Origin of the sequence: Gardnerella sp. DNF00109, assembly GCF_049262845.1 — a bacterium.
GTDB lineage: Bacteria > Actinomycetota > Actinomycetes > Actinomycetales > Bifidobacteriaceae > Bifidobacterium > Bifidobacterium vaginale.
Window position 1 is genome coordinate 827,713 of record NZ_CP058406.1, and the last position, 21,134, is coordinate 848,846.

The following is a 21,134-nucleotide window of genomic DNA, read 5'->3' on the forward strand; positions in this document are numbered from 1 at the left end:
CCTTATGGAGGGTTTTATGGCTGAGATTTGGGATGCGTATGATAAAGAATTTAATAAATTAAAGAATATTACATTAGTGAGAGGAGAACCAATTCCTGACGGCATGTATCATTTGGTGGGCGAAGTAATTGTTAAACATATAGATGGGACTTACCTTATTATGCAAAGAGATTTTGAAAAGAAATTCGGTGGAATGTGGGAGTTGACAGCAGGTGGTTCTGCATTGCAATATGAAACACCATTAGAATGTGCAGTAAGAGAATTAAAAGAAGAAACAGGTATTGAAGCTTCAAAAATTATGGAGATCGGAAGATTTGTGCAGGATGTTTACCACTCTCTTTATGTTGAATATCTATGCGTAACCGATTGTAAGAAAAATGCAATTGCTCTTCAAAAAGGAGAAACGGTTAATTATAAGTGGGTAGATGAAAAGAGCCTTTTGGAAATGAGCCAAGACGAGTTAGTATCATCAAGGGCAATCAAACTTATTAAAACAGTAGATATATAAATTCAAGTTTGGCTGTTTGAGGGAAGATATCAACGCTCTGGGGTTGAGTGCACATGATGTTAACGTGCTTCGCTTGTGTTGAAAGCACAGTGTGCTTTCAACTTTGAGCAAGCTCAGCGAATCGAAGTGCATTCGCGAATTATGTTTTAATCGCTCATGCAAGTCGATTCGCCACTTTGCACCCAGGCTGTGAAGTCGGAAATGTTAATTAAGCACGATTCATGCACAGTATGATGAAATAATAGTTGAATCGTATGTGTCAACAAGGCGCGCAACTTTAGAACAATTTTGATTTGCTTCGGAAAAGAAACGAGTTCATTTGCGTTTATATTTATTCATACTCCCTTTTGGGGAGGTCATAGTATGTGGTTCAAGATAAATAAATTCTATGCATTTCGAGAGCTAACTTTACATATGAATCAATCTTGTGCAACATGCATGTATGAGTTCACTATCGTGAGTTACTACAACAATTGTTGTATTCATTGACTTAAGTTTTGATAGTAGCTGTGCTAGTTCTTGCATATGCGCATAGTCTAATCCGCTCGTCGGCTCGTCTAACGCTAGAATTTCTCTACCTGTTGCCAGCGCGCATGCAATTGCTAATCGCTGTTTTTGCCCACCCGATAGACTCTGCGGATGACGGTGTGCCAAAAAGTCCAAATCAAATTGTCGTAATATATTCATCGCAACATCGTTCTTATTTTTGCTGCGCTTAGGCAAACTAATTAAAACTTCATCTAAAACGCTTTCTGTAAACAGCTGGTTGCCTGTATTTTGCATCACCATAAAACATAATTTTTTACGTGCTCGATTACTTAAAACGCGATCCTCGTATTTAAAAATACCTTTGCAGTTTTTTTCTAAACCGCAAAAACAATTGAGAAAACTGGTTTTGCCAGCTCCATTTTTTCCTACAATTGCTGTAATTTGATTACGCGCAATAGCAAGCGATTTAATATTGACTATTTTCTTCTTTACGCCATGATACGCAAAGTTGAAATTTTTTAATGCGATTATCTGATCGTCTTGTGTGACAGATGGCATTTTATTAATTTGTATGGGTGATACCATAAGTCGTGTTCTCAGTCCCATTTTTTGCGCATCTATGTCGTTAAGAGCATCTTTTTGTTCGGATTTAATATCTTTAACGATCTCACCTTGTTGCATAACCACTAGGCGATCCATAATATCCCAAAGATAAGCTATTCGATGCTCAGCTACAACAATTGTTCTTCCTTGTTTTTTCCAATGCAAAATCAACTTTTTAAGCATCAACGTTGAGTCGTAATCTAAATTTGCTGAAGGTTCATCTAACAAAATTATGTTTAATCCTGCTACTTCAATTGACGCACAAGCTATTTTTTGCTTTTCGCCATCAGATAGATGAAAAATATTGCGATCCATCAAATTTTCCATGTGCAAATCAGCAACTGTTGTATCAATACGCTGATAAATATCAGATTTTGGTAGTCCTTGATTTTCACACGCAAACGCTAGTTCACTCGTTGTATCAACATTATAAAATTGTGACTTAGGATTTTGAAAAACCGTGCCTACAACATGTGCTAAATCATATAATTCATTATTTTTAAAAGATCGACCGTTTAATAGTATATCGCCTTTTACATTTCCTTGATAGAAGCGTGGAATTAAACCATTTATAAGACGTAACAGCGTTGTTTTGCCACAACCCGAAGGTCCGGTTATCAAAATTAATTCGCCATCTTCTATGCGCAAGTTAATATCATTTAATTCACTTGTATGATGGTCATCTTCAGTTCCATAATGGAAATAAACATGCCTAAATTCGATCATACGCTTACTCCTAAGCTACACAACAACCAAAAACATATGACCGACAAAGAAATGAGTAATAAAAACCAATCTTGTATTCGAAAACCAATTTGGCAAATATTAGTTCGCTTGATAGGGTAGCCTAATCCTCGAATTAACGCTGCTGCCGATAGTTCTTCGCCAATACGTACACCCGAACTAATCATAGGAATTAATTGGTACTCTAATATTTTTCCAATACCAACTGCTCCTATATGAATTTCACGCATATTCATAGCGCGACAAATTGATTTCCATTCTGTTGCAATCGTTGGAAACATTCTAAACATAACTGACATTGGCACAATAATGGCTCGTGGCATATGTATTTTTTCCATTGCTGCAATAAATTCACTCACCGAAGTTGTAGCTATAACATAATTGCCCATTGCAACTGTTGCTACAAAGCGCGTAAGAATATATCCGCACATTAAAGCGATAGGTTTTATCATACTAGGCAAATATGGTATCACCAAAAGACAGCCATAACCTATTATGAGCATGATACTTGCATGCCAAAATTTTTTCCATTGTTGTTCTATCAAAAGCAGCACAAAAGGAATGATAGATAATACAAAACTTATATCTTTCATGCGTGCGCCACACACGCCGCCCATTACGAATATTGCTAATAGCAAAACAAGGACGATTTTTACGCGTGGATCTAGAAAACTGCGTTTGTTCTTTTGCGCTGCTAGAGATGAATATGCCATTAAACAAGACCAGCTTTTTCAAAATGTTTTTTCAAAACTTTTTGACCAAACAGTCCGCCTAAAATACCGCAGATAAAGCATACAATTAGCAGAACGAACGCCATCCAATTTGGTAGGAGCTGAGCAACAGCCTCGGCATAAGCTTTACCAAAGCTTGCACGTTGTGCAAAATATTGTTCGCGATCAAGAAACAGTGACATATAGTTGCCATACATCCACAGGCTAAAAAATCCATATGTCAAAACAGCTTTTTTAGCACTGGCATAGTTGCCACTTTTGAACACAATTTCTGCAATCAAACCAGCAATCGCACTTGTTAACAACGACCACATTCCCATGCCTGTGAGCACCATCAATAGACCCATCATGATTGCCATGATAAAAATCATTCCTGGCTTTTTAACTTTGGTCAAAAAGAGCATAAAAGGAATACCGCCTATAATTGGCATTAATACCGCAAGGAGCGGCAAAAAGACGGGTACTATCCCAAGCATTGATATTACACATACAATAACAAAATAAATGGCTCCAAATATACCAATGTTTATCAGGTCATGACCACTTAATTTAGTTGCGCGTTCCATAACAAATTCCTCCTTTTTCTATCATGCGCGTTCTACACGCGCTCAAACTAATACGAAAACTCCTCTGCTGCACACGTTTTATCAATAAGATTTTGATAAGTAGGGCTTATCTGGATAAGCTCGGCATGTGTACCGCATGCTTCAACGTGACCATCTTTTAACACAACTATTCGATCAACATTTTCAATTGACTTCATGCGGTGAGAAATAATAATCACAGTCTTATTTTTTACCAATTCGGTAAGTGACTGTTGAATTTTAATCTCGTTGTCAACGTCTAAACTTGAAGCAATTTCATCAAGAATAAGAATTGGTGAGTTTTTCAAAAATGCGCGCGCTATTGATATACGCTGACGCTCGCCTCCAGAAAGCTGCTGACCGTTTTCGCCGATAATGGTGTTGATCCCATCTGGGAGTGCGTCAATAAAGTCGCAATGCGCAAGCTGAGCTGCATGTTTCACTTCTTCGTCTGTAGCATCTTCTCGACCTATACGAATATTTTCCAAAATGCTTGTGTTGAAGAGAGTAACATCTTGAAAAACGATAGATATATTTCGGTACAGGTTTTCAGTAGAAACTTTCCGTATATCTACGCCGTCAATACGAATGCTACCAGAATTAAAATCGTACAGACGCGCTATAAGTCGAAGCAGAGTTGTTTTTCCGCAGCCTGACTGCCCAACAAGTGCGCAAACTGTTCCATGCGGCACAGTAAAACTTACGTCGTTTAGCACAGGAGTAGCGTCATCGTAAGAAAAGCTGAGCTTGTTTATCTCTATATCAAAATTAGCAAATTGAGTAGCGCGTTTATCTGTAGTGTGTACGTCTGTAGCAGCTTCCGGCTGCACATCTAATACCTTTGCGTCGCGAATTTCACGAATACGCTTCACAGCCGAATTGATATAGAAAACTTCCATAAGGAATTCCATATTCGAGTCCACAAATTCTTTGAGCTTCATGGCAGCAAGAACGTAGCCTAGCAGATATAGCACAGAAATTTCGCCAGTTTGCATAAGAAAAATGCCACCGATAATCGTGAATGCCAACGAAAAATGCGAGAAAATATCGGCAAATATCAGCAAGAACCCAGCGTTGCGTTCGCTTTCCCACTGGACGCGGAGCGTGTCATCAAGCTTGGCATAAAGCTTTGTTTTTATACGTTCTGCAAGATTAAACGCCGCAATTTCCTTGGACAGCTCAATACGATCTTGAAACGCTTGAGAATTTTCGCGTAATCGCAGGTAATGTTTGTTGTGCTGCGCACGTACATAGCGCTTTGATACTACAATCAGCAAAAACGAAAGAAGCGTAGGGCCAACGGCACAAATCGCCATTTTCCAGTTCCCTATGAACATTAATACAGAAAGAAATGGTAAGAATAAACAAAACGCGAGCAGTTTCGGAACTGCGTGACTTTCTGCATGCTCAAGTGACGCTACGTCTGCCATAATACTTTGAGAGAGATCGGTAAGATCGTGTTTTGCGAAGTAAGACATTTCTAGTCGCGAAAGTTTCTCTGCAATATTAAGACGCAAATGAGCTGCTTCTTTATATGTTTCGTTATATTGTGCTTCGTATTCAAAACTCAATAGCACTGCCATTACCACCAAGGTCACAATAGAACACACAAGATAGATGGCTGTACTATGTACATGGCGTAGTAACAGATGATCTACCAACAATAGCAGCAGCATTGAAGGAACCATATTGATAACAAATACCAAAAAACTAAGTACACCCGATTTAAAAGCGCCTCGTACACCTTGATCGGTAAGAGCAAACGTATTTTTTAAAAACTTAATCATTAACAACCCTCCACTCATTAGCTTGGGTGTAAATTGTGTACAAATGTGTATATTGGCCATTTTGCGCCATAAGCTGAGCATGTGAACCGCGCTCAACAATGTGTCCGTGGTCAACAAGCAAAATCTCATCCACACCCGTAATGGACGTCAGACGATGTGCAATCATAATGACCGTTTTACCACGCATTAAACGTTTAAATGCTTTTTGTAACTCATGCTCGTTGTCTGCGTCAATAGAAGCAGACGCTTCGTCCATAATTACGATGGGAGAATTTTTTAAAATGGCACGAGCAATCGCAACGCGTTGAGTTTCTCCACCTGAAAGATACACGCCTTTTGTTCCAATTATGGTATTTTCTCGCTTATCTAATTTATCTAATACCGAATCAAGTCCTGCTGCAGAAATCGCAGACATTACTTCCTCGTGGCTTGCGTCATGTTTTACGCAGCTAACATTGTTATATAGTGTGTCACTAAACAACTTAGAATCTTGAAAAACAAAGGAAATTTCTTGCATGAGCGCTTCTTGAGAATATGTGTTAAGAGGTTTATTGCCAATTAAAATTTCTCCAGAACTTATGTTGTAATATGCGCACATCAGTTTAGCAATTGTAGATTTACCTGATCCAGATTTTCCTACTAGAGCATATATCTTATTTTCTGCTAAATTGAAGGACAGATTTTTCAAAACTTCTTTTTTGTCATACGAGAACGAAACGTTACGAAACTCAATGTTGTGATTTGCAAAATGATCTTCATTGCCAAAATGTATTTCTTCTTTCGACATTTGCGCATAAAGCTTCTCAAGCGAATCAACCGCATGATTACCCTGGAACGAGTACATGCCAATGTACATAACGCGCATAAATGCTGCAAACATTAATCCCGATACGAAAAACGTCATAATTAAATCGAGAGCCAAACGTTTGGGACTGCCCAAATCGTCAATAAAAAATACCAGCGGCAGTGTAAGTATTGCAATAATACCAAAGAAAAGGCATTCATACACAACGTATCCTGCTTTGCAATGCTTTGAATATTGGTAAGCATATGTTGAATAATTGTGAATAAGTTTGGATAGCTTTTTCATGGAACTTACTGAAACGCCAAAGATTTTGATAACAGAAATGCCACGAATATATTCGACTGTTTCGGCAGATAGATTATCGAGTGCGTCATGGTACATTTTCATGAATTGCTTGCCGCCCATCATGCTAGCCATAATAGCGCTACCGACAATAGTAAGTATTAGAATGCATAAACCTACGCGCCAGCTTATGCAAAAGCTGAATGCAATTATGAAAAATGGCATAAGGATTGCGCGCGTAGCGTCAGGAATCATGTGTGCGACAATCGTGTGAGTGAGCGCTGCATTGTCGTCAATAGTTTTGCGAATAGTTCCAGATGAATGTGTGTCAAAGAATGTAAAACTTGCACGATTTAAGCCTTCAACACCGCGTTTGCGCAAAACATTTTCTAAATTGAATCCCACGTAATGAGCCATAAGACCCGACGCGCCAAGACATAAACTGCCGGTAAGTAAAAGCAGTGCAATGACGAATGCAAAATTTTGAGCGACAGGCAAGTTTTCGTCAATAATAAGCGCATGCAAAAAACAATGTATCGCATAATATCCGCAAGTAGTTAGTAGAGCTGACAAAGCTGAAACGAGTACTGCTCCAATAGCTAAACCCTTAAACTGTGGAATATAGGCAAACAGTTTGCGGTATGTGTTCATGAGAGCTCCTTTGCTGGTAAAGAAGTTGAAGATGCTTGAACAGACTCTTGTATGCTGCCTAACTGATTGTTTCCCTCGTCGCTGGAGCGAGTAGCGCCGCGGCTGTTGCCCTCGTGACTGGATTGAGCGGTGTCCTGTTTCAAAATATTCAAGAGCAGCTGCTTAATAAGCGCCTGATTATCTTGTACAAGTTTGTGTTCGTTGAGCACATGCGCAGAAAGAATGATCGCGTTTACAAAAAACGCCATAAGTTCAAAATTCGAAGGCTTAACAGAAAGCGTTTCTGCATCGATGTTATGTGCCCTAAACGTATCAAAAGCAGTGTGTTCAAGCTGTCTATATACCTGTTCAAGCTGGGGGTTTCTCTTCTTAGCCAACAAAAGTTCCACGTAGACGGGCATAAGCGCATTGCTATCAACTGCTTTTCTGGCCATTTCATCAGCAAGAAGATCAATGCTCCATTGCTTGCCATCCTCTATAGATTTCATCATGATGGTGTTGCGGTATGCGATGCCGTCGAGCATGATGTCGTGGAGTATGTCGGTTGTATTCTTGTAGTAGTGATAAAACCCACCCTTTGATAAGCCTGTTTCTTTTACCAGGTCTTCCATGGTTGTGTTCTCAAAGCCTTGTTTGACAAAAATACGTATAGCAGCATGCTTTATTGCTTGCTTGCGTTCATTAAAACTAAGCCGCTTATTACGAGCCATGCAATTCACCTCACACCACAAGCTGGTAAAGGGTTAACGCGCCAAATAGTTGTCATGAGTCAACGCGTAAAAAGTCTTCGCGCCTTGGCTACATCTAAGGGGTCGTCATCCTATCGACGGATGCGTCGATACATACAGTATAAGTTAGATAGTGTTTACTGTCAAGCTCTTGCTTGAAAGTAAACACTATTTGTCGATGCTGGTTAGAAGAGTGCCTGCTTGTGCTAATAAAATTCATAAGAAACTAGGCGATAGTTCAGCAAATCCATAAACGCATACCGTATTTATAGTTTGCATATATGTACCACAGTACAAAAAAGTTCAATCGTTCGTGTATTTTTGGGCTACATGGGGAGTGTCGTATTGATGTCAAGGGCTGATTAGGTGGGTGCATTTTTGCCCTTGTGTAGCAGGGGTTTGCGGGGTCTATCGTTAAAAGGTTTAATGCGAAGCGGCTTTAAGCTGGGTTCTCGCGGTTTTTGAGCGCAGTTTGGCTGTTTGAGGAAACATATCGACGGTGTAGGGTCGAGTGCACAGGATGTTAACGTACTTCGCTTGCGTTGAAAGCACACTGTGCTTTCAACTTTGAGCAAGCTCAGCGAATCGAAGTGCATTCGCGAATTATATTTAATCGCTCATGCAAGTCGATTCGCCACTTTGCACCCAGCTTTGTGAAATAAGTAAGACGATAGTTAAGTTGCTTGAAGTACTAAGTTATATATGAGTACATGGTATAATAGTGGCAATTATTTTCGGAGGTATCAAAAGATGGTAATTAATAAATCCTGTTCTAACTAATGTAGAGAGGTTAAATCCTCTCGGTATTTTCAAGGAGGATTTATGATACGTATTGATAATTTAACAAAAGTTATAGGTGCAAGAACTTTATTTGCGATTGATCATCTATCTATTGGTGCTTGTGACAAGGTTGGTTTAATTGGTGATAACGGCACAGGCAAAACCACCTTTTTACGCATACTTTCAAGTCTTGATACTGACTATGCGGGGCGAGTTCAAATGGACGACGAGATTAGTTATTTGCTCAACAATTTAGAAGATGAACTCGGTTTTATGTATCAGCGTCGTTTTCAGCAGAATTGTAGTAGTAGTCCAGGCGAGCAGCAAAGATTGAAACTGGAGCACCTTTTAGTTGATAATAAAGCATTTTTGCTTATTGACGAGCCTACATCACATTTAGACATTAAGCAAAGAAAGCTATTAGCTAAACGGCTCTATTCTCGCAATAAGGGTTTTATTCTTGTCTCCCATGATCGAGATTTTATTAATCAAACCTGTACGAAAATTTTCGAATTGGTCAATGGGAAAATTGAGGTTTATAGCGGTGATTATTCGTTTTACCTATGCGAAAGAGAAAAGAGGTATAAGTGTGCTGAGAGGGAATATGAGAGTTATGTAAAAGAAAAGAAGCGTCTTTTACAGGTTGCAAATGCAATAAAACAGCAGTCAGCAAAAGTAAAAACCACACCCAAAAGGATGGGTAACTCAGAAGCTAGGCTGCATAAAATGGGTGGGCAACAAAATAAGAAGAAGCTCGACAAACAGGTAAAAGCCACTTTAGAAAGAGTAAATCAACTAGAGGTGAAGAGTAAGCCATATCAAAATGCAGCCATCAAGCTCAGTATGGACGAGCGAGAAAAAATTCATTCCAAGGTACTCATCAGGGCAGAAAATCTCAATAAGAGCTTTGATAGCAAGGTGATTTTTAAGAATGTCAATTTTGCGATAGACAATACAAATAAAGTTGCCTTATTAGGTGACAACGGTTCAGGGAAAACCACTTTGCTCAACATGATTCTTAACGGTGAAACGTGGACACATCCGAATTTACGAATTGGTTACTATAGTCAGCTAGGAGAAACACTCGACTATACAAAAACGATTCTAGGCAACGTATTACCTTATTCAATCTATGACCAGTCAATGACGAGAATCATCTTGGCTCGTCTAGGTTTCAAAACAAATGATGTGTTCAAGCAAGTGAATGTGCTTAGTGATGGTGAAAAAGCCAAGGTGAAATTGGCGAAGCTTCTAACAGGTAACTTTAATTATTTGCTGATGGATGAGCCAACTAACTTTTTAGATATTCGTGCCATAGAAGCCTTAGAAGAGCTGCTTCAAGGCTACGACAGACCCTTGCTTTTCGTGACGCATGATGTGTCCTTTATCAATAATGTAGCGGATTCTTTGTTACTTATCGAGAATGAAAAGATTACTGGTTTTGAAGGTAATTTGCAGCAATATAATGAGGAAAATGAGGTTTAAACTAATTATCATAATGAGAATATTTGCTGTTATTCGCTGGCATTGAACAAATGAGAAGTTTAGTGCCCAGAAATACATAGATGTCAATTGCAATTATCCTGGTGATTGGGATGGTGTAATAGAACGCATTGAAGAAATATAGCTCAAAAGGTAAAATGAAACCTGAATATTAGTATGTGTACGAGGAGGTGTTTAAGGATAATGGATAAGCTCGTTCGTTTTTGCCGTGAAGTAGCGACATTCGGCTTGACGGTTGCCTTAATCGCGATGCTGCTTGCCTTAATATGGGGTGGCACACTTGCTATTAGAGTTGGTTTTACCTCTTTTGCTATTGGTGTCACAGTGATCTCGCTTAAGACTGTCCTTCGAAAGACTGATTGAATTTTGTGAGGTTGAATCTGATTCTAATCAAGTGCTCATCACAGATATTGAGATTGGTAAGCTTTATGTAGAAGTGAACAATGGCAAGGTAGAAGTTGTTAATTTGAAAGCGGATGATGTCTTTCTTAAATGTTGTAATGGGTCGGCTTCAGCAACAAACGTAGAAGTAACTCATGTTTGTACACTTGATACGTTAAATGGCATGAGTATTTTAGAAGGAACAATCACCAAGGATGCAAGCCTTGAAGTAGATTGTGAGAATGGTATTAGCGAGGTTTCTGATAAGAAGAAGGTAAATTGTAAAAACGATGGGTTTGCGCATTACATGGTGCACTGCCTTAATGGAAAAGCTGTAGTTAAGTAATACTGTTGTGGTGTTTTATGTCCGCTACTTTGATCAATCGCACGAAATAGTGTTTGGCATATTCTAAAAAATGCTTTTAAATGTTGGAGTATTAGGCTTGGTGGTTTTTAATCCAGGTGTAAAGGTCATTTTCATTTGCTTTGCCTGATGCAACTTTGAGAATAATATCGATCAGTTCTTCATCTTTATAAGACAACATAATGTTGTTGAGTGCTAGAAAGATTAGCATTACATGTGTGCCGATACGCTTGTTTCCGTCTATAAAAGGGTGGTTTTTTATAAGACCAAAAGCTAGACGTGCTGCCTTATCTAAGACAGATGGGAAAAGTTCATTCTCGTCAAATGTTTGCAGTGGGGTCTTTAATGCAGAATCAAGCATTCCTTCATCTCGTATACCTGAAGAACCACCGCTTGTTTCAATCAGAGCTTGGTGAAGTTTAATAACTTGTTCTCGTGTTAAATACTTCATTTGGCAAGTTCCTCATAGACTTTTTTGTTCTTTTTTATGAACATGTTGGATAAAGCCATAACTTCATCGTTTGTTGGAACAGTAACTTTTTCAGTTTTGGCTTTTGGGAATTCTAAAATTACGTAGCGAGGAGCGTTGTTTTTCAAAATAACAGCTGATCCGTATGTGTCAACAAGTCGCGCAACTTTGGAAAAGTTTTGATTTGCTTCAGAAATAGAAACAAGCGTGTCTGTATTTACATTCATATCAAGAACCTCCATTTTTAGGAGAATTATAGCATATATTTTAGGATAAATAAATCCTAAGTATTTTGAGAGTTATTTTATAAATGACATATAGTCTATATGTGATTTAGTTGTTTATGTTTTGGGGAACAAATCGGTGTAATAATTGTAAAAAAGTTCCCTACATTATTTGATTTCTCACGGTAAAGGCTTGTTGGTTATTCCAGAAAATAAAGTTCCTGAGTTTAAGAAGTTGCTTGTTGAATATTATGAGGGTGAAGATTTGCAGGTGATTGCTTCGTTTATGATGGATATTGTTGGAAGCATTAAACGAGCACTGATTGGCTATTTTGTTTGCTGCGTGCATTTTCTGCATAAGACGATAAGTTAACCAATTTGAGCGTAATTTTAAAGTTGAACTTGAAATTTACGCCCATTATTAGAACACTGCGGCTTCAATCTCAAAGGTGAATTTTTAATTTGTTTCGTTTATAATAGAAACAACTATAAAAAACAATAAATTTATCGACTATAATCGAAATTGTAAGCAAAGCTGTAATCGAAAGGTGTGAGGATATGTCATATATATTACGTAAAAAATATCTTAATAAGATCAAACCTTTTATTGACAAGCCTATTATGAAGGTGATTACAGGTATGAGACGAGTGGGAAAGTCCACTTTGTTAAAAATGATTCAATCTGAATTGCTTGTAGACGTTCCTCAAAGTCGTATTATTTATATCAATTTAGAATCAGCTCAATACTTATCTATGAAAAATGATTTTGATCTGCAGAAATTAATTACAGAACGTAGTCAACAAATAGAAGGTAAAATATATTTTTTCTTTGATGAAATTCAATTAGTTTCTCACTGGGAACGTGTTATAAATGCGCTTAGAGTTGATTATGATTGCGATATTTATTTGACTGGTTCTAACTCAAAATTATTGTCCGGAGAGCTTGCCACCTTGCTTGCAGGGCGTTACGTAAGTTTTGAGGTGCTTCCTTTTACTTTTAGTGAATTCGTGAATTTGTATCAAAGTTTGAATTTAAGCATACAGGAATTATTTCAGCTATATATCAAAATTGGTGGTATGCCTCCTCTTCATTATTTTAATGGGGAAGAGGAGCCGAGTTTTAGATATTTAAACGACATTTATAATACCGTTGTTGTTAAGGATATACTTGAATACAATTCGATCCGAGATGTTGACGTATTTAATCGCATTTTACTTTTTTGTTTAGATAATATTGGACAAAGTTTTTCAGCTAACAGTTTACGAAAATATTTTGTTAGCGAAAATCGTAAAGTTTCAGTCGATACCATTTTGAATTACTTGAATTTTTTCCAAGCGGCGTATCTTCTAAAAAAAGTTCCACGCTATGACAGTGTTGGGAAAAAGTTACTGACGGTTGAGGAAAAATATTATGTAACAGATCATGGTTTTAGGCAAGCAGTAGGTTTCTCAAATGTTGCGTCAATTGAACGTATTCTAGAAAATATTGTCTATATTGAGCTTTTGTCTCGTGGTTTTCAGGTTCAAGTTGGTCGTATTAATAATCAAGAAATCGATTTCATTGCTACTAGACAAGGTGAAACTGAGTATTATCAAGTCTCTTATTTGATGGCTAGCGAAGAGACTCGTAGCCGGGAATTTGGTGTTTATCGATTGGTTAAGGATAATTATCCTAAATATGTTTTGTCGATGGATACAATGAATTTTTCGCAAGAAGGGATTATATACAAATATTTACCAGATTTTCTACTGGAAGATAATGCGTAATCTGCTTGATTTTGCTCTTATGTAGATTATGTTTCGCGATGGCTATTGTTAAAAGGTTTAATTTGAAAGCGTAAGTGCGATGTTTCATAGTTTTCCTTGCGAATTGGCGGGATATTAGTACTACGATTGGCGAGTTTTCATTCCGACGATTGGCGAAATTCTGTTCCGATGTTTGGCGGCATCAGTGAAGATGATTGGAAAGCGCGGTGTGAAAATGAAAGAAAACGAATTGGCGGTCGGTTGCGCTCATTTGTCGGCAGAAATTGCGCTTTCAACGGCAATTGCCAACCGCACTTGCTACTACGCAACTGCTGTTTCAGCTATAATTTCACCATGATCATGATGAATTCTAGTTTGAAATGGAGATGTTTTTATGATTTTAGCAGATAAAATATTGGAACTGCGTAAACAAAACGGTTGGTCGCAGGAAGAATTGGCGGACAAATTGGGCGTCAGTCGCCAAGCTGTTTCCAAATGGGAAGGCGCACAAAGTATCCCGGATATGGAACGGATAATTGCATTGAGCCGTTTGTTTGGTGTTAGTACAGATCTTCTGGTAAAAGATGAAATTGATGTTATGGGGAAGAACGTCAACGCAGATGAAAATGCCTGCCAGGAAGAAGCCGGCGTTCGCATGCGGGTAATTGAGCTGGAAGAAGCCTCCGCTTATATTGCTCACAGAATATCATTTGCCGCCTATGTTGCTCTAGGCGTTCTTCTTTGTATTCTGGCGGCAATCCCGTTGGTCGGCAGTGATCTTTTGCTTTCTCACACAGTAAATGCGCAAGTCGGTAAAACTTTGGGCTTAGCATTTAGTGTTGCGATTATTACTGTAGCTGTAGCTATTTTTATTATTCAGAGTTTCCACGGAAAGCGTTATCAATATTTGGAAAAAGAGGACTTTGAAACGGCTTACGGAGTTGACAGTGTGCTCAAAGAACGCTTGGAACGGTTCATGCCGTCGTATGTGCTGCGGACGGTCAGCGGTGTCGTTTTATGTATGGTTGCCTTTATTTTTCTTATAATTTCGGATATAGCGCCGAAATTTTATCAACTTTCATCCGGCTTTTTTGTAGTTATCGCTATTGCCCTGGTGGCAGCAGCCGTTTATTTATTCGTACAGGCGAATATTGTCCGCTCGTCCTATTACCGTTTGCTGCAACCGAAGAAAAAGATTGTCTATCCTGCAAAGATTAGGTTATTCCTCCAAGCTTACTGGCTTATAATTGTCTGCATTTATTTAGCCTACAGTTTCATCACGTCCGATTGGGGAAGAAGTTGGATTGTTTGGCCGTTGGCCGCATTGACTTACGGAGTAATAGAAGTAGTGCTCAAAGCGTGGATGCTCGGAAAGAAATAAGTGACTTTCAGCGTCGATTTTGTGGCGAATAATGTTAAGGTTGTTGCTTCTTGCATGGTGGATACGTTAAATGGTACGAGTGTTTTAGAAGGAGAAATACCTAAGGATGCATGTCTTGAAGTAGTTTGTGAGAATGGTATTAGCGAGGTTTCTGATAAGAATAAGGTCAATCTTAGTTGTAATAATCTTGGGCGCAAAACAGACGGATGTGCTCACTACGTTGTGCATTGCTTAAATGGGAAAGCTATTGCGAAGTAGCAGACATATAGATCAAAAAAGAAGCAATAAAACTTGATATAAGTTGGAATTAGAGCGTATATAGACATACCAATAAAGGAGGAAGCCGTATATGCTCTATGTAAAATTTGATGATTTCGAAGATGTTAGTGTCATGGGAAATGAGAAAGACCGTGGCATGTTTATTCCAATTAAGGATGGAAATGTGTATGCTGAGTGCGAACGGTGCGGTGTAGTTGAAAGGATCACCTCACCATGCGAATTCATTGCTAGCACATTTAAGTCAAGAGTGAACTTTAATGAAGGTTATGAATTTTGCGAGAAGTGCTTGCAAGAGGTTGAGTTTGTTACTGTCGCTTTGAGAACTGGAAAATTGCCTAATCGAGAATTGAAATAACTGAAAAAGCAAAGCAGTGATAACCGTAGTAATACAGGAAAAACTAAAGGGTTAGACCAATTTCTGAAAATAGCCTAACAATCTCACGTTGAAGCTATAGCGTTGATACAAAAGATGTAAATTTAGAAATCCTGCATTTTAAGCAGTTTTATAAGCATTTTGTATTTGAAAAAGATGAAGAAGGATACGTCAAAACAGGCCGGCAATTCTATTGCGGTGGATGTTTTAATGTAGATTAGTGTAATGAATACTCTAAAGATTATATAATAACAACAAACAGATTTTTTTATATAGTATTAGACTCTGTATACTATTTTAAAGGAAACTAATAAAATGAAGAAAATGAAGAAAATATTTTTTGGAATCTTTTCAGTTATTATTATTTTAGTAGTTTTAGTTTTTAGTCTTAGGATATATAACGACCATAAGTATAAAGATATCAATGCTTTAAATTTTCCTGAATATTATAAGGATGTTACTAATATAAGTCTATACCCTACAGATATTAATGGAGTTGATGTAACTTATGTAGATGAGGGTAGAATGCAAGGATTTAGATTTGTACCTAAAGAAAAATCACATAAGGGTCTTGTAATTTGTTTTGGAGGTTCTGAAGGAAGTCCAAATTTTGAAAATGCTAAGATATTAGCAAAAGAAGGCTATGAAACCTTTGCTCTATTTATGTTTGGTATGAAAAATCAAGAATCGACTTTGACAAAAATTCCCTTAGAACAATTTGATGATGTTATCAATTATATAAATAAAAATATAAAAGACAATAAACCGATAAGTGTTTTGGGAGCGTCAAAAGGGGCAGAATATGCACTTAATTTGGCTTGCAAATATCCTGAAATAGATAATCTGATTTTAATATCGCCTTCGTCTTATAATTTTGCTGGTCTAGATTTTAAAGATTATGGTTCATCATGGACATATAAAGGAAAGCAACTTCCATATATAGATATAAAAAAATCATCATTTAACTCATTTCTAAAAAATATTATTGTTCCAACTATAATTAAAAGTCCTATTAGTTATAAAGAATCTTATAAAAGCGCAATAGAACAAGACTCCTCAAGCCAAGAAAAACTAATACCAGTCAAAAATGTTAAGGCAAATATATTAATGATGGCTGGCGAAGATGATTTGATGTGGGATAGCTTTGCCATGGCAAAAAAAATAAAAGAGCAAAACCCTAATGCAAAGATTTATTCTTATAAAGGAGCAGGACATATATTTGCAGGCAATGGTGTTTTAAATCTAGGAAGAATTAGAATTGCAACAGGTGGAACAATTGAAAGCAATGATAAAGCAAGAAGTGAATCAAGAAAAACTATTGATGCTTTCTTAAAAGAAAATCATAAATAGATAATTACTTGTGTGTTCAAAGTAAAGGTCAAGAGCTCTTATGGCAAGGATATTATAAACAAGGTCGGCAGGCAGGATTTAAGGACATGCAAACGAGTTAATTCTTTTTGAGACATAGATAATCTTTCCATCCTTGTATTTTAATCTAACTAACTAATTTGTTTCTAATCCTTCCCGGCAATTGTTTGTTACACGGGTGGGTGAAATTTTAATTGGTTAGTTACAGGGGTGAAATTATCATAGATTAATAGCATTACGGGCTGATTAGGTGGGTGCAAATTTGCCCTTGTGTAGCAGGGCTTAGCGAGGGATATCGTTAAAAGGTTTAATGTGTGGCGGATTTAAGCTGGGTTTTCGCGGTCTTTGAGAGTGATTTTGCTGTATAGGGGAAGATATCGACGCTCTGGGGTTGAGTGCACAGTATGTTAACGTACTTCGCTTGCGTTGAAAGCACGCTGTGCTTTCAACTTTGAGCAAGCTCAGCGAATCGAAGTGCATTCGCGAATTATATTTAATCGCTCATGCAAGTCGATTCGCCACTTTGCACCAAGGCTGTGAAGTGGGAAAATAAGGTTTAGGCTAATTATCGAAGTGGTTCAATTACGATAATTATGCAAAACTATATAGATCTGTTCTATCAGTCCACAGCTCACACTGAGTCATTACTGTTTGAACAGCATCTTCCATACCTTCAGGAGGATAGTGGTGCTCCTTAAGAAACATAAATACCCGCCGGAGGGCATGGATGACGCTGTTGCTACTGTAATGCTTCAGTGTGACCTCTGGGCGGACAACAATGATATGGAGCATCGGGTAGTTAACTATAGTGAGGTACTGAAAGAGAGTAATAATCAGGAATTGATTATGGTTGCCGAAGACAGAGGAGTTTATGATAATAATGAGTGCTGGTACAGCTGATATAACGAAAAGAAGATGTTGTGGTTTCTTGGCGGCTTTCGAATAGAGTTTCCTGATAATCAAAAGGCAAAAATGAAATGGAGAAATAATTATGAGTTCAAACGTAATAAGACATGATAACATTATCCCTTTAGTAACGCGTCAAAGCATAGCAAGCAGATATCATACGGTTACGAAAGCTATAAATCAAGAGTTTTGGAATTCAACGAGTGAAACTACACATAGTCTCTATGTTGGTTCTTATGGAAGAAACACAGCAATAAATACAAGCGACATAGATATACTTGTTGAAATTCCAGAAGATGAATATAATCGGTACTCATATTCTAAATGGAATGGGCAATCTAGACTTTTACAGGCTGTGAAGAATGCGATTGAAACTCACTATTCAAGAAGCGATATTAGGGCAGATGGTCAGGTTGTTAAAATTGCCTTTTCTGATGGGATGAAATTTGAAGTGTTACCAGCGTTTCCGCAGACAAGTTTGGGTGGTAGTGTTTCATACAAATATCCAGATACGAATATGGGAGGAAACTGGAGAACAACAGATCCTAAGTCTGAGCAAAAAGCAATGAAGGAAAAGAACAGCTCATCTAATGGGTTATTGTGTGCTACTTGTAAGCACATAAGAACGATCAGAGATGATTCTTATTCGAGCTATCATCTGTCAGGAATTTTAATTGATTCCTTTGTATATGTTGCGATGGAAGGATGGCATTTTACGGATGGAGATAGCAATTCCTCAAGCCAACCAAGATCGTATGAACAGGCATTACTTGATTATTATAATCATATTCCATGCAACGAAATACTTGCGCCAAGTCTATCTGCTCCCGGAAGTGGAATGTCGATTGATACTACAAAAGGATGGGATGTCCTCGGCAAGATCCTAAATAAAATGGTATCGGAGTAAAATGGAAAGTGATAAAAGCTATAGGGCACGATTAAAAAATCAAATAAAGGATGCTTGTGGAAAAGTTATATACACATATACTGCGCATCACAAATTAGCTGATCGACTTGAGAAAGAAAATAAGTATGTGAAGAATGCACAGATTATATTGACCGCACTTTCTTCTTGCGGATTTTTTTACAGCATTATAACAAACAAGGTCATATCGACATGGGTAGGTGGAATTGCTGCTGTATTGTCTTTGTGCCTAAATCTATATGCCAAGGAATATAAGATTCAAAATGAAGTAAGCCAGCATCGAAATGCAGCAAATGTGTTGTGGGGTATTCGAGAAGAGTATGTTTCCTTATTAGTTGATTTTGAAGTGCTTGACGATAGTGAGATACAAAAAAAGAGAGATGTTCTTTGTAATAAAGTTTCAGAAGTCAATAATAATTATCCTGCAACTGATGAGAGAAGCTACAGGGCTGCGCAGAAGGCTTTGCAAAAGGAAGAAGAACAGACTTTTAAGGAGAACGAGGTTGATTCCATTTTGCCTAATGGAATTGATAAGTGAATAATCGAAAGGGGTGAGTTATATGATACTCCCTGAAAATTTGATGAACTTGATTCATCAGGGCGAGGGGCTGACGGTCGAATTCAAAAAATCAACAACAGATATTACGAAGGATGTCTACGATACTGTTTGTTCTTTTTCTAATCGGGATGGCGGTCATATTTTCTTTGGTGTGAAGGATAACGGGACGATTCTCGGTGTTGATAAAGACTGCGTTGAGCAGATGAAGAAAAATTTTGTTACTACGATTAACAATGAGAGAAAAATGTATCCGCCACTCTATTTGACTACAGAGGAATATGAGATCGATGGGCGTATTGTTCTTTATGTCTATGTCCCGGTTGGAAAAACCGTTTACCGCAATGCGGGCAGAATATTTGATCGCAATAATGAGTCGGACATCGATATTACAGATAATGCGGACATGGTTTTCAACCTTTATGCCCGTAAGCAAAGCACCTATTTTGTGAATAAGGTCTACCCTGCCATCCCGGTTTCAAGCCTTCGTCATGATCTTATGGATCGAGCAAGGAGAATGACGAGAGTGAATACTGAGCACCATCCGTGGATTGACATGACGGATGAGGAGATGCTCAGAAGCTGCGGGCTTATACTTGAGGATCCGGAAACGAACAAAGAAGGTATAACACTTGCGGCAATCTTGCTCTTTGGTACGGATAACCGTATCATATCCGTGTTACCTCAGCATAAGACAGACGCTATTTTCAGAGTGTTCAATGTTGATCGTTATGATGACAGGGATGTGGTGATTACAAACCTGATTGAAAGTTATGATCGTCTGATGGAATTTGGAAAGAAGCATCTGAATGATGTTTTTACATTGGATGGTGTCCAGCGGATAAGCGCCAGAGATAAAATCCTGCGTGAGATTATTTCCAACCTGCTCATGCACCGTGATTTTTCCAGTGGATATGTACCGAAGCTTGTCATTGAACGGGATAAGATTACAACAGAGAATGCGAACCTTGCGCATGGGCACGGCAACCTGAATCTGAAAACATTCAAGCCATTTGCAAAGAATCCGCCGATAGCAAAAGTGTTCCGTGAGATCGGACTTGCTGATGAGCTTGGAAGCGGTATGCGCAACAGCTATAAATACACGAAGATGTATTCTGGTGGAGAGCCTGTCTTTACAGAGGCAGATGTTTTTACGACAGTGATTCCTCTTTCTGAGGCGGCAACTGCCACGGTCGGGCCGACCGAAGAACTTGATCCAAGGGAGCAAGTTAGGGAGCAAGTTAGGGAGCAAGTTACGATACAAGCTCTCCTTCAATTTTGTATCGTTCCTCGTAGTCGGAAAGAAATGCAAGAATTTATGGGTCTGACCGGTAGAAGAAACTTTTCTGAAAAATATATCAAGCCTTTGCTTAGTGCAGGAAAAATAGAAATGACGATACCAGATAAGCCAAACAGCAGGAACCAGAAATATAAAAAAGTGAACATTGAAGATTAAAAAGCGACCATTGGAGACAGAAACCATATATCGAATAGAGGAAAACGGACATTCAATGTATAGTTTTGGTTTCACAAATAGGTATGTCGAGACGATGGGATTTCGGACTTATTTCCTCAGAGCGAAGTCTTGAAACGAACGTCAAATCTACGGATTTGCATATCATAGGTAGTAACATGGTCCTTTGAACTTTTCCGAGAACGTATAAGGGCAAAAATCGGTGTATTTCCGAGCAAAAACATGCTTTGACCAATTCCAGCGAACGAGCACGAATCTGGCTACACACTCGACATTAAGATGAAGCAGTCGAGCCATACAGAAAATCAGTGGCGCTCCTTTACAAATCGCGCTGAATTGGAATAGCGTTTTTTCTGATACCTACTATGCGTGCATTCTAGTTGTTGCGTTTTCGTTCTGACATTTGTTTGTGTTCATAAAGGTGAGTGTAAGACTAAATAATCTTGTTAGAAAGAAAAAAATTTGTGCTAGTTTGAAAGATTTAATAAAATAC

20 protein-coding genes and 3 pseudogenes are annotated in these 21,134 nt (G+C 38.1%); 15 read left to right on the plus strand and 8 right to left on the minus strand.

Features of this window, described 5'->3' with window-relative positions:
* Window positions 1–16 precede the first annotated feature (16 nt).
* Window positions 17–508, plus strand: a complete 492-nt coding sequence (locus tag HXT20_RS03200) for an NUDIX hydrolase (protein WP_004120512.1) — start codon at window positions 17–19, stop codon at window positions 506–508.
* 408 nt (window positions 509–916) lie between these two features.
* On the opposite strand, the gene HXT20_RS03205 is transcribed toward HXT20_RS03200, so the two are convergent.
* Genes HXT20_RS03205 through HXT20_RS03230 form a run of 6 tightly spaced genes read right to left on the minus strand, consistent with a single transcriptional unit; the run spans window position 917 to window position 7,894 of the window.
* Window positions 917–2,326 carry an ABC transporter ATP-binding protein gene (locus tag HXT20_RS03205; protein WP_101887808.1) on the minus strand — a complete coding sequence of 470 codons (1,410 nt, stop codon included), beginning with the start codon at window positions 2,324–2,326 and terminating at the stop codon, window positions 917–919.
* On the minus strand, window positions 2,323–3,057 hold the full coding sequence (locus tag HXT20_RS03210) for an energy-coupling factor transporter transmembrane component T (RefSeq protein WP_101887807.1): 735 nt from the start codon (window positions 3,055–3,057) through the stop codon (window positions 2,323–2,325). The genes HXT20_RS03205 and HXT20_RS03210 overlap by 4 nt, the downstream gene beginning before the upstream one ends.
* Window positions 3,057–3,641 (minus strand): MptD family putative ECF transporter S component, encoded by a 585-nt coding sequence (locus HXT20_RS03215; RefSeq protein WP_004120520.1) that lies wholly within the window; start codon window positions 3,639–3,641, stop codon window positions 3,057–3,059. The genes HXT20_RS03210 and HXT20_RS03215 overlap by 1 nt, the downstream gene beginning before the upstream one ends.
* A 47-nt stretch (window positions 3,642–3,688) precedes the next feature.
* Window positions 3,689–5,446 (minus strand): ABC transporter ATP-binding protein, encoded by a 1,758-nt coding sequence (locus HXT20_RS03220; protein ID WP_101887806.1) that lies wholly within the window; start codon window positions 5,444–5,446, stop codon window positions 3,689–3,691.
* Entirely contained in the window at window positions 5,439–7,184 is a 1,746-nt protein-coding gene (locus HXT20_RS03225) for an ABC transporter ATP-binding protein (protein WP_422114453.1), read from the minus strand. The genes HXT20_RS03220 and HXT20_RS03225 overlap by 8 nt, the downstream gene beginning before the upstream one ends.
* Window positions 7,181–7,894 (minus strand): TetR/AcrR family transcriptional regulator, encoded by a 714-nt coding sequence (locus HXT20_RS03230; protein WP_016827934.1) that lies wholly within the window; start codon window positions 7,892–7,894, stop codon window positions 7,181–7,183. Before HXT20_RS03230 ends, HXT20_RS03225 begins: the two co-directional genes overlap by 4 nt.
* 840 nt (window positions 7,895–8,734) lie before the next feature.
* On the opposite strand from HXT20_RS03230, the gene abc-f reads away from it, so the two are divergent.
* The 3 genes and pseudogenes from abc-f to HXT20_RS03245 all read left to right on the plus strand — a co-directional run.
* Window positions 8,735–10,177, plus strand: coding sequence for a ribosomal protection-like ABC-F family protein (abc-f, locus tag HXT20_RS03235; RefSeq protein ID WP_415698075.1), 1,443 nt, complete (start codon window positions 8,735–8,737; stop codon window positions 10,175–10,177).
* Window positions 10,178–10,378: 201 nt separating this feature from the next.
* Window positions 10,379–10,558 (plus strand): hypothetical protein, encoded by a 180-nt coding sequence (locus HXT20_RS03240; RefSeq protein WP_064623140.1) that lies wholly within the window; start codon window positions 10,379–10,381, stop codon window positions 10,556–10,558.
* Window positions 10,554–10,922 (plus strand): annotated as a pseudogene (locus HXT20_RS03245) (hypothetical protein); the annotation flags it as partial. The gene HXT20_RS03240 and the pseudogene HXT20_RS03245, both read left to right, overlap by 5 nt.
* Window positions 10,923–11,013: 91 nt before the next feature.
* Here HXT20_RS03245 and HXT20_RS03250 read toward each other — a convergent pair.
* On the minus strand, window positions 11,014–11,391 hold the full coding sequence (locus HXT20_RS03250; RefSeq protein ID WP_004123519.1) for a type II toxin-antitoxin system death-on-curing family toxin: 378 nt from the start codon (window positions 11,389–11,391) through the stop codon (window positions 11,014–11,016).
* Window positions 11,388–11,636, minus strand: coding sequence for a prevent-host-death protein (locus HXT20_RS03255; protein ID WP_004120533.1), 249 nt, complete (start codon window positions 11,634–11,636; stop codon window positions 11,388–11,390). Before HXT20_RS03255 ends, HXT20_RS03250 begins: the two co-directional genes overlap by 4 nt.
* Before the next feature lie 169 nt (window positions 11,637–11,805).
* Between HXT20_RS03255 and HXT20_RS03260 the strand changes: the two genes are divergently transcribed.
* From HXT20_RS03260 to HXT20_RS03310, 11 genes and pseudogenes are all read left to right on the plus strand, one after another.
* The gene (locus HXT20_RS03260; protein WP_064623667.1) at window positions 11,806–12,006 is read left to right on the plus strand and encodes a hypothetical protein; all 201 of its coding nucleotides are present in this window, start codon (window positions 11,806–11,808) and stop codon (window positions 12,004–12,006) included.
* Window positions 12,007–12,191: 185 nt separating this feature from the next.
* Window positions 12,192–13,400: an ATP-binding protein gene (locus tag HXT20_RS03265; protein ID WP_422114454.1), complete on the plus strand. Its 1,209-nt coding sequence runs from the start codon at window positions 12,192–12,194 to the stop codon at window positions 13,398–13,400.
* 184 nt (window positions 13,401–13,584) lie between these two features.
* Window positions 13,585–13,737: a hypothetical protein gene (locus HXT20_RS03270; protein ID WP_174143060.1), complete on the plus strand. Its 153-nt coding sequence runs from the start codon at window positions 13,585–13,587 to the stop codon at window positions 13,735–13,737.
* 36 nt (window positions 13,738–13,773) lie between these two features.
* The gene (locus tag HXT20_RS03275; RefSeq protein ID WP_102720688.1) at window positions 13,774–14,760 is read left to right on the plus strand and encodes a helix-turn-helix domain-containing protein; all 987 of its coding nucleotides are present in this window, start codon (window positions 13,774–13,776) and stop codon (window positions 14,758–14,760) included.
* A gap of 24 nt (window positions 14,761–14,784) precedes the next feature.
* Window positions 14,785–15,018: pseudogene (locus HXT20_RS03280) on the plus strand (hypothetical protein); the annotation flags it as partial.
* A 91-nt stretch (window positions 15,019–15,109) separates the two neighbouring features.
* Complete coding sequence (locus HXT20_RS03285; RefSeq protein ID WP_004123534.1) at window positions 15,110–15,394, plus strand: hypothetical protein; 285 nt, start codon at window positions 15,110–15,112, stop codon at window positions 15,392–15,394.
* A 333-nt stretch (window positions 15,395–15,727) separates the two neighbouring features.
* A complete protein-coding gene (locus HXT20_RS03290) occupies window positions 15,728–16,762 on the plus strand; it encodes an alpha/beta fold hydrolase (protein WP_004117905.1) in 1,035 nt (344 codons plus the stop codon).
* Between the two features lie 708 nt (window positions 16,763–17,470).
* Window positions 17,471–17,680, plus strand: a pseudogene (locus tag HXT20_RS03295) (type I restriction endonuclease subunit R); the annotation flags it as partial.
* A 91-nt stretch (window positions 17,681–17,771) separates the two neighbouring features.
* Entirely contained in the window at window positions 17,772–18,593 is an 822-nt protein-coding gene (locus HXT20_RS03300; RefSeq protein WP_004125829.1) for an SMODS domain-containing nucleotidyltransferase, read from the plus strand.
* A 1-nt stretch (window position 18,594) separates the two neighbouring features.
* Complete coding sequence (locus tag HXT20_RS03305) at window positions 18,595–19,149, plus strand: SLATT domain-containing protein (RefSeq protein WP_004125833.1); 555 nt, start codon at window positions 18,595–18,597, stop codon at window positions 19,147–19,149.
* Between the two features lie 22 nt (window positions 19,150–19,171).
* On the plus strand, window positions 19,172–20,623 hold the full coding sequence (locus HXT20_RS03310; protein ID WP_064623384.1) for an RNA-binding domain-containing protein: 1,452 nt from the start codon (window positions 19,172–19,174) through the stop codon (window positions 20,621–20,623).
* Window positions 20,624–21,134 lie beyond the last annotated feature (511 nt).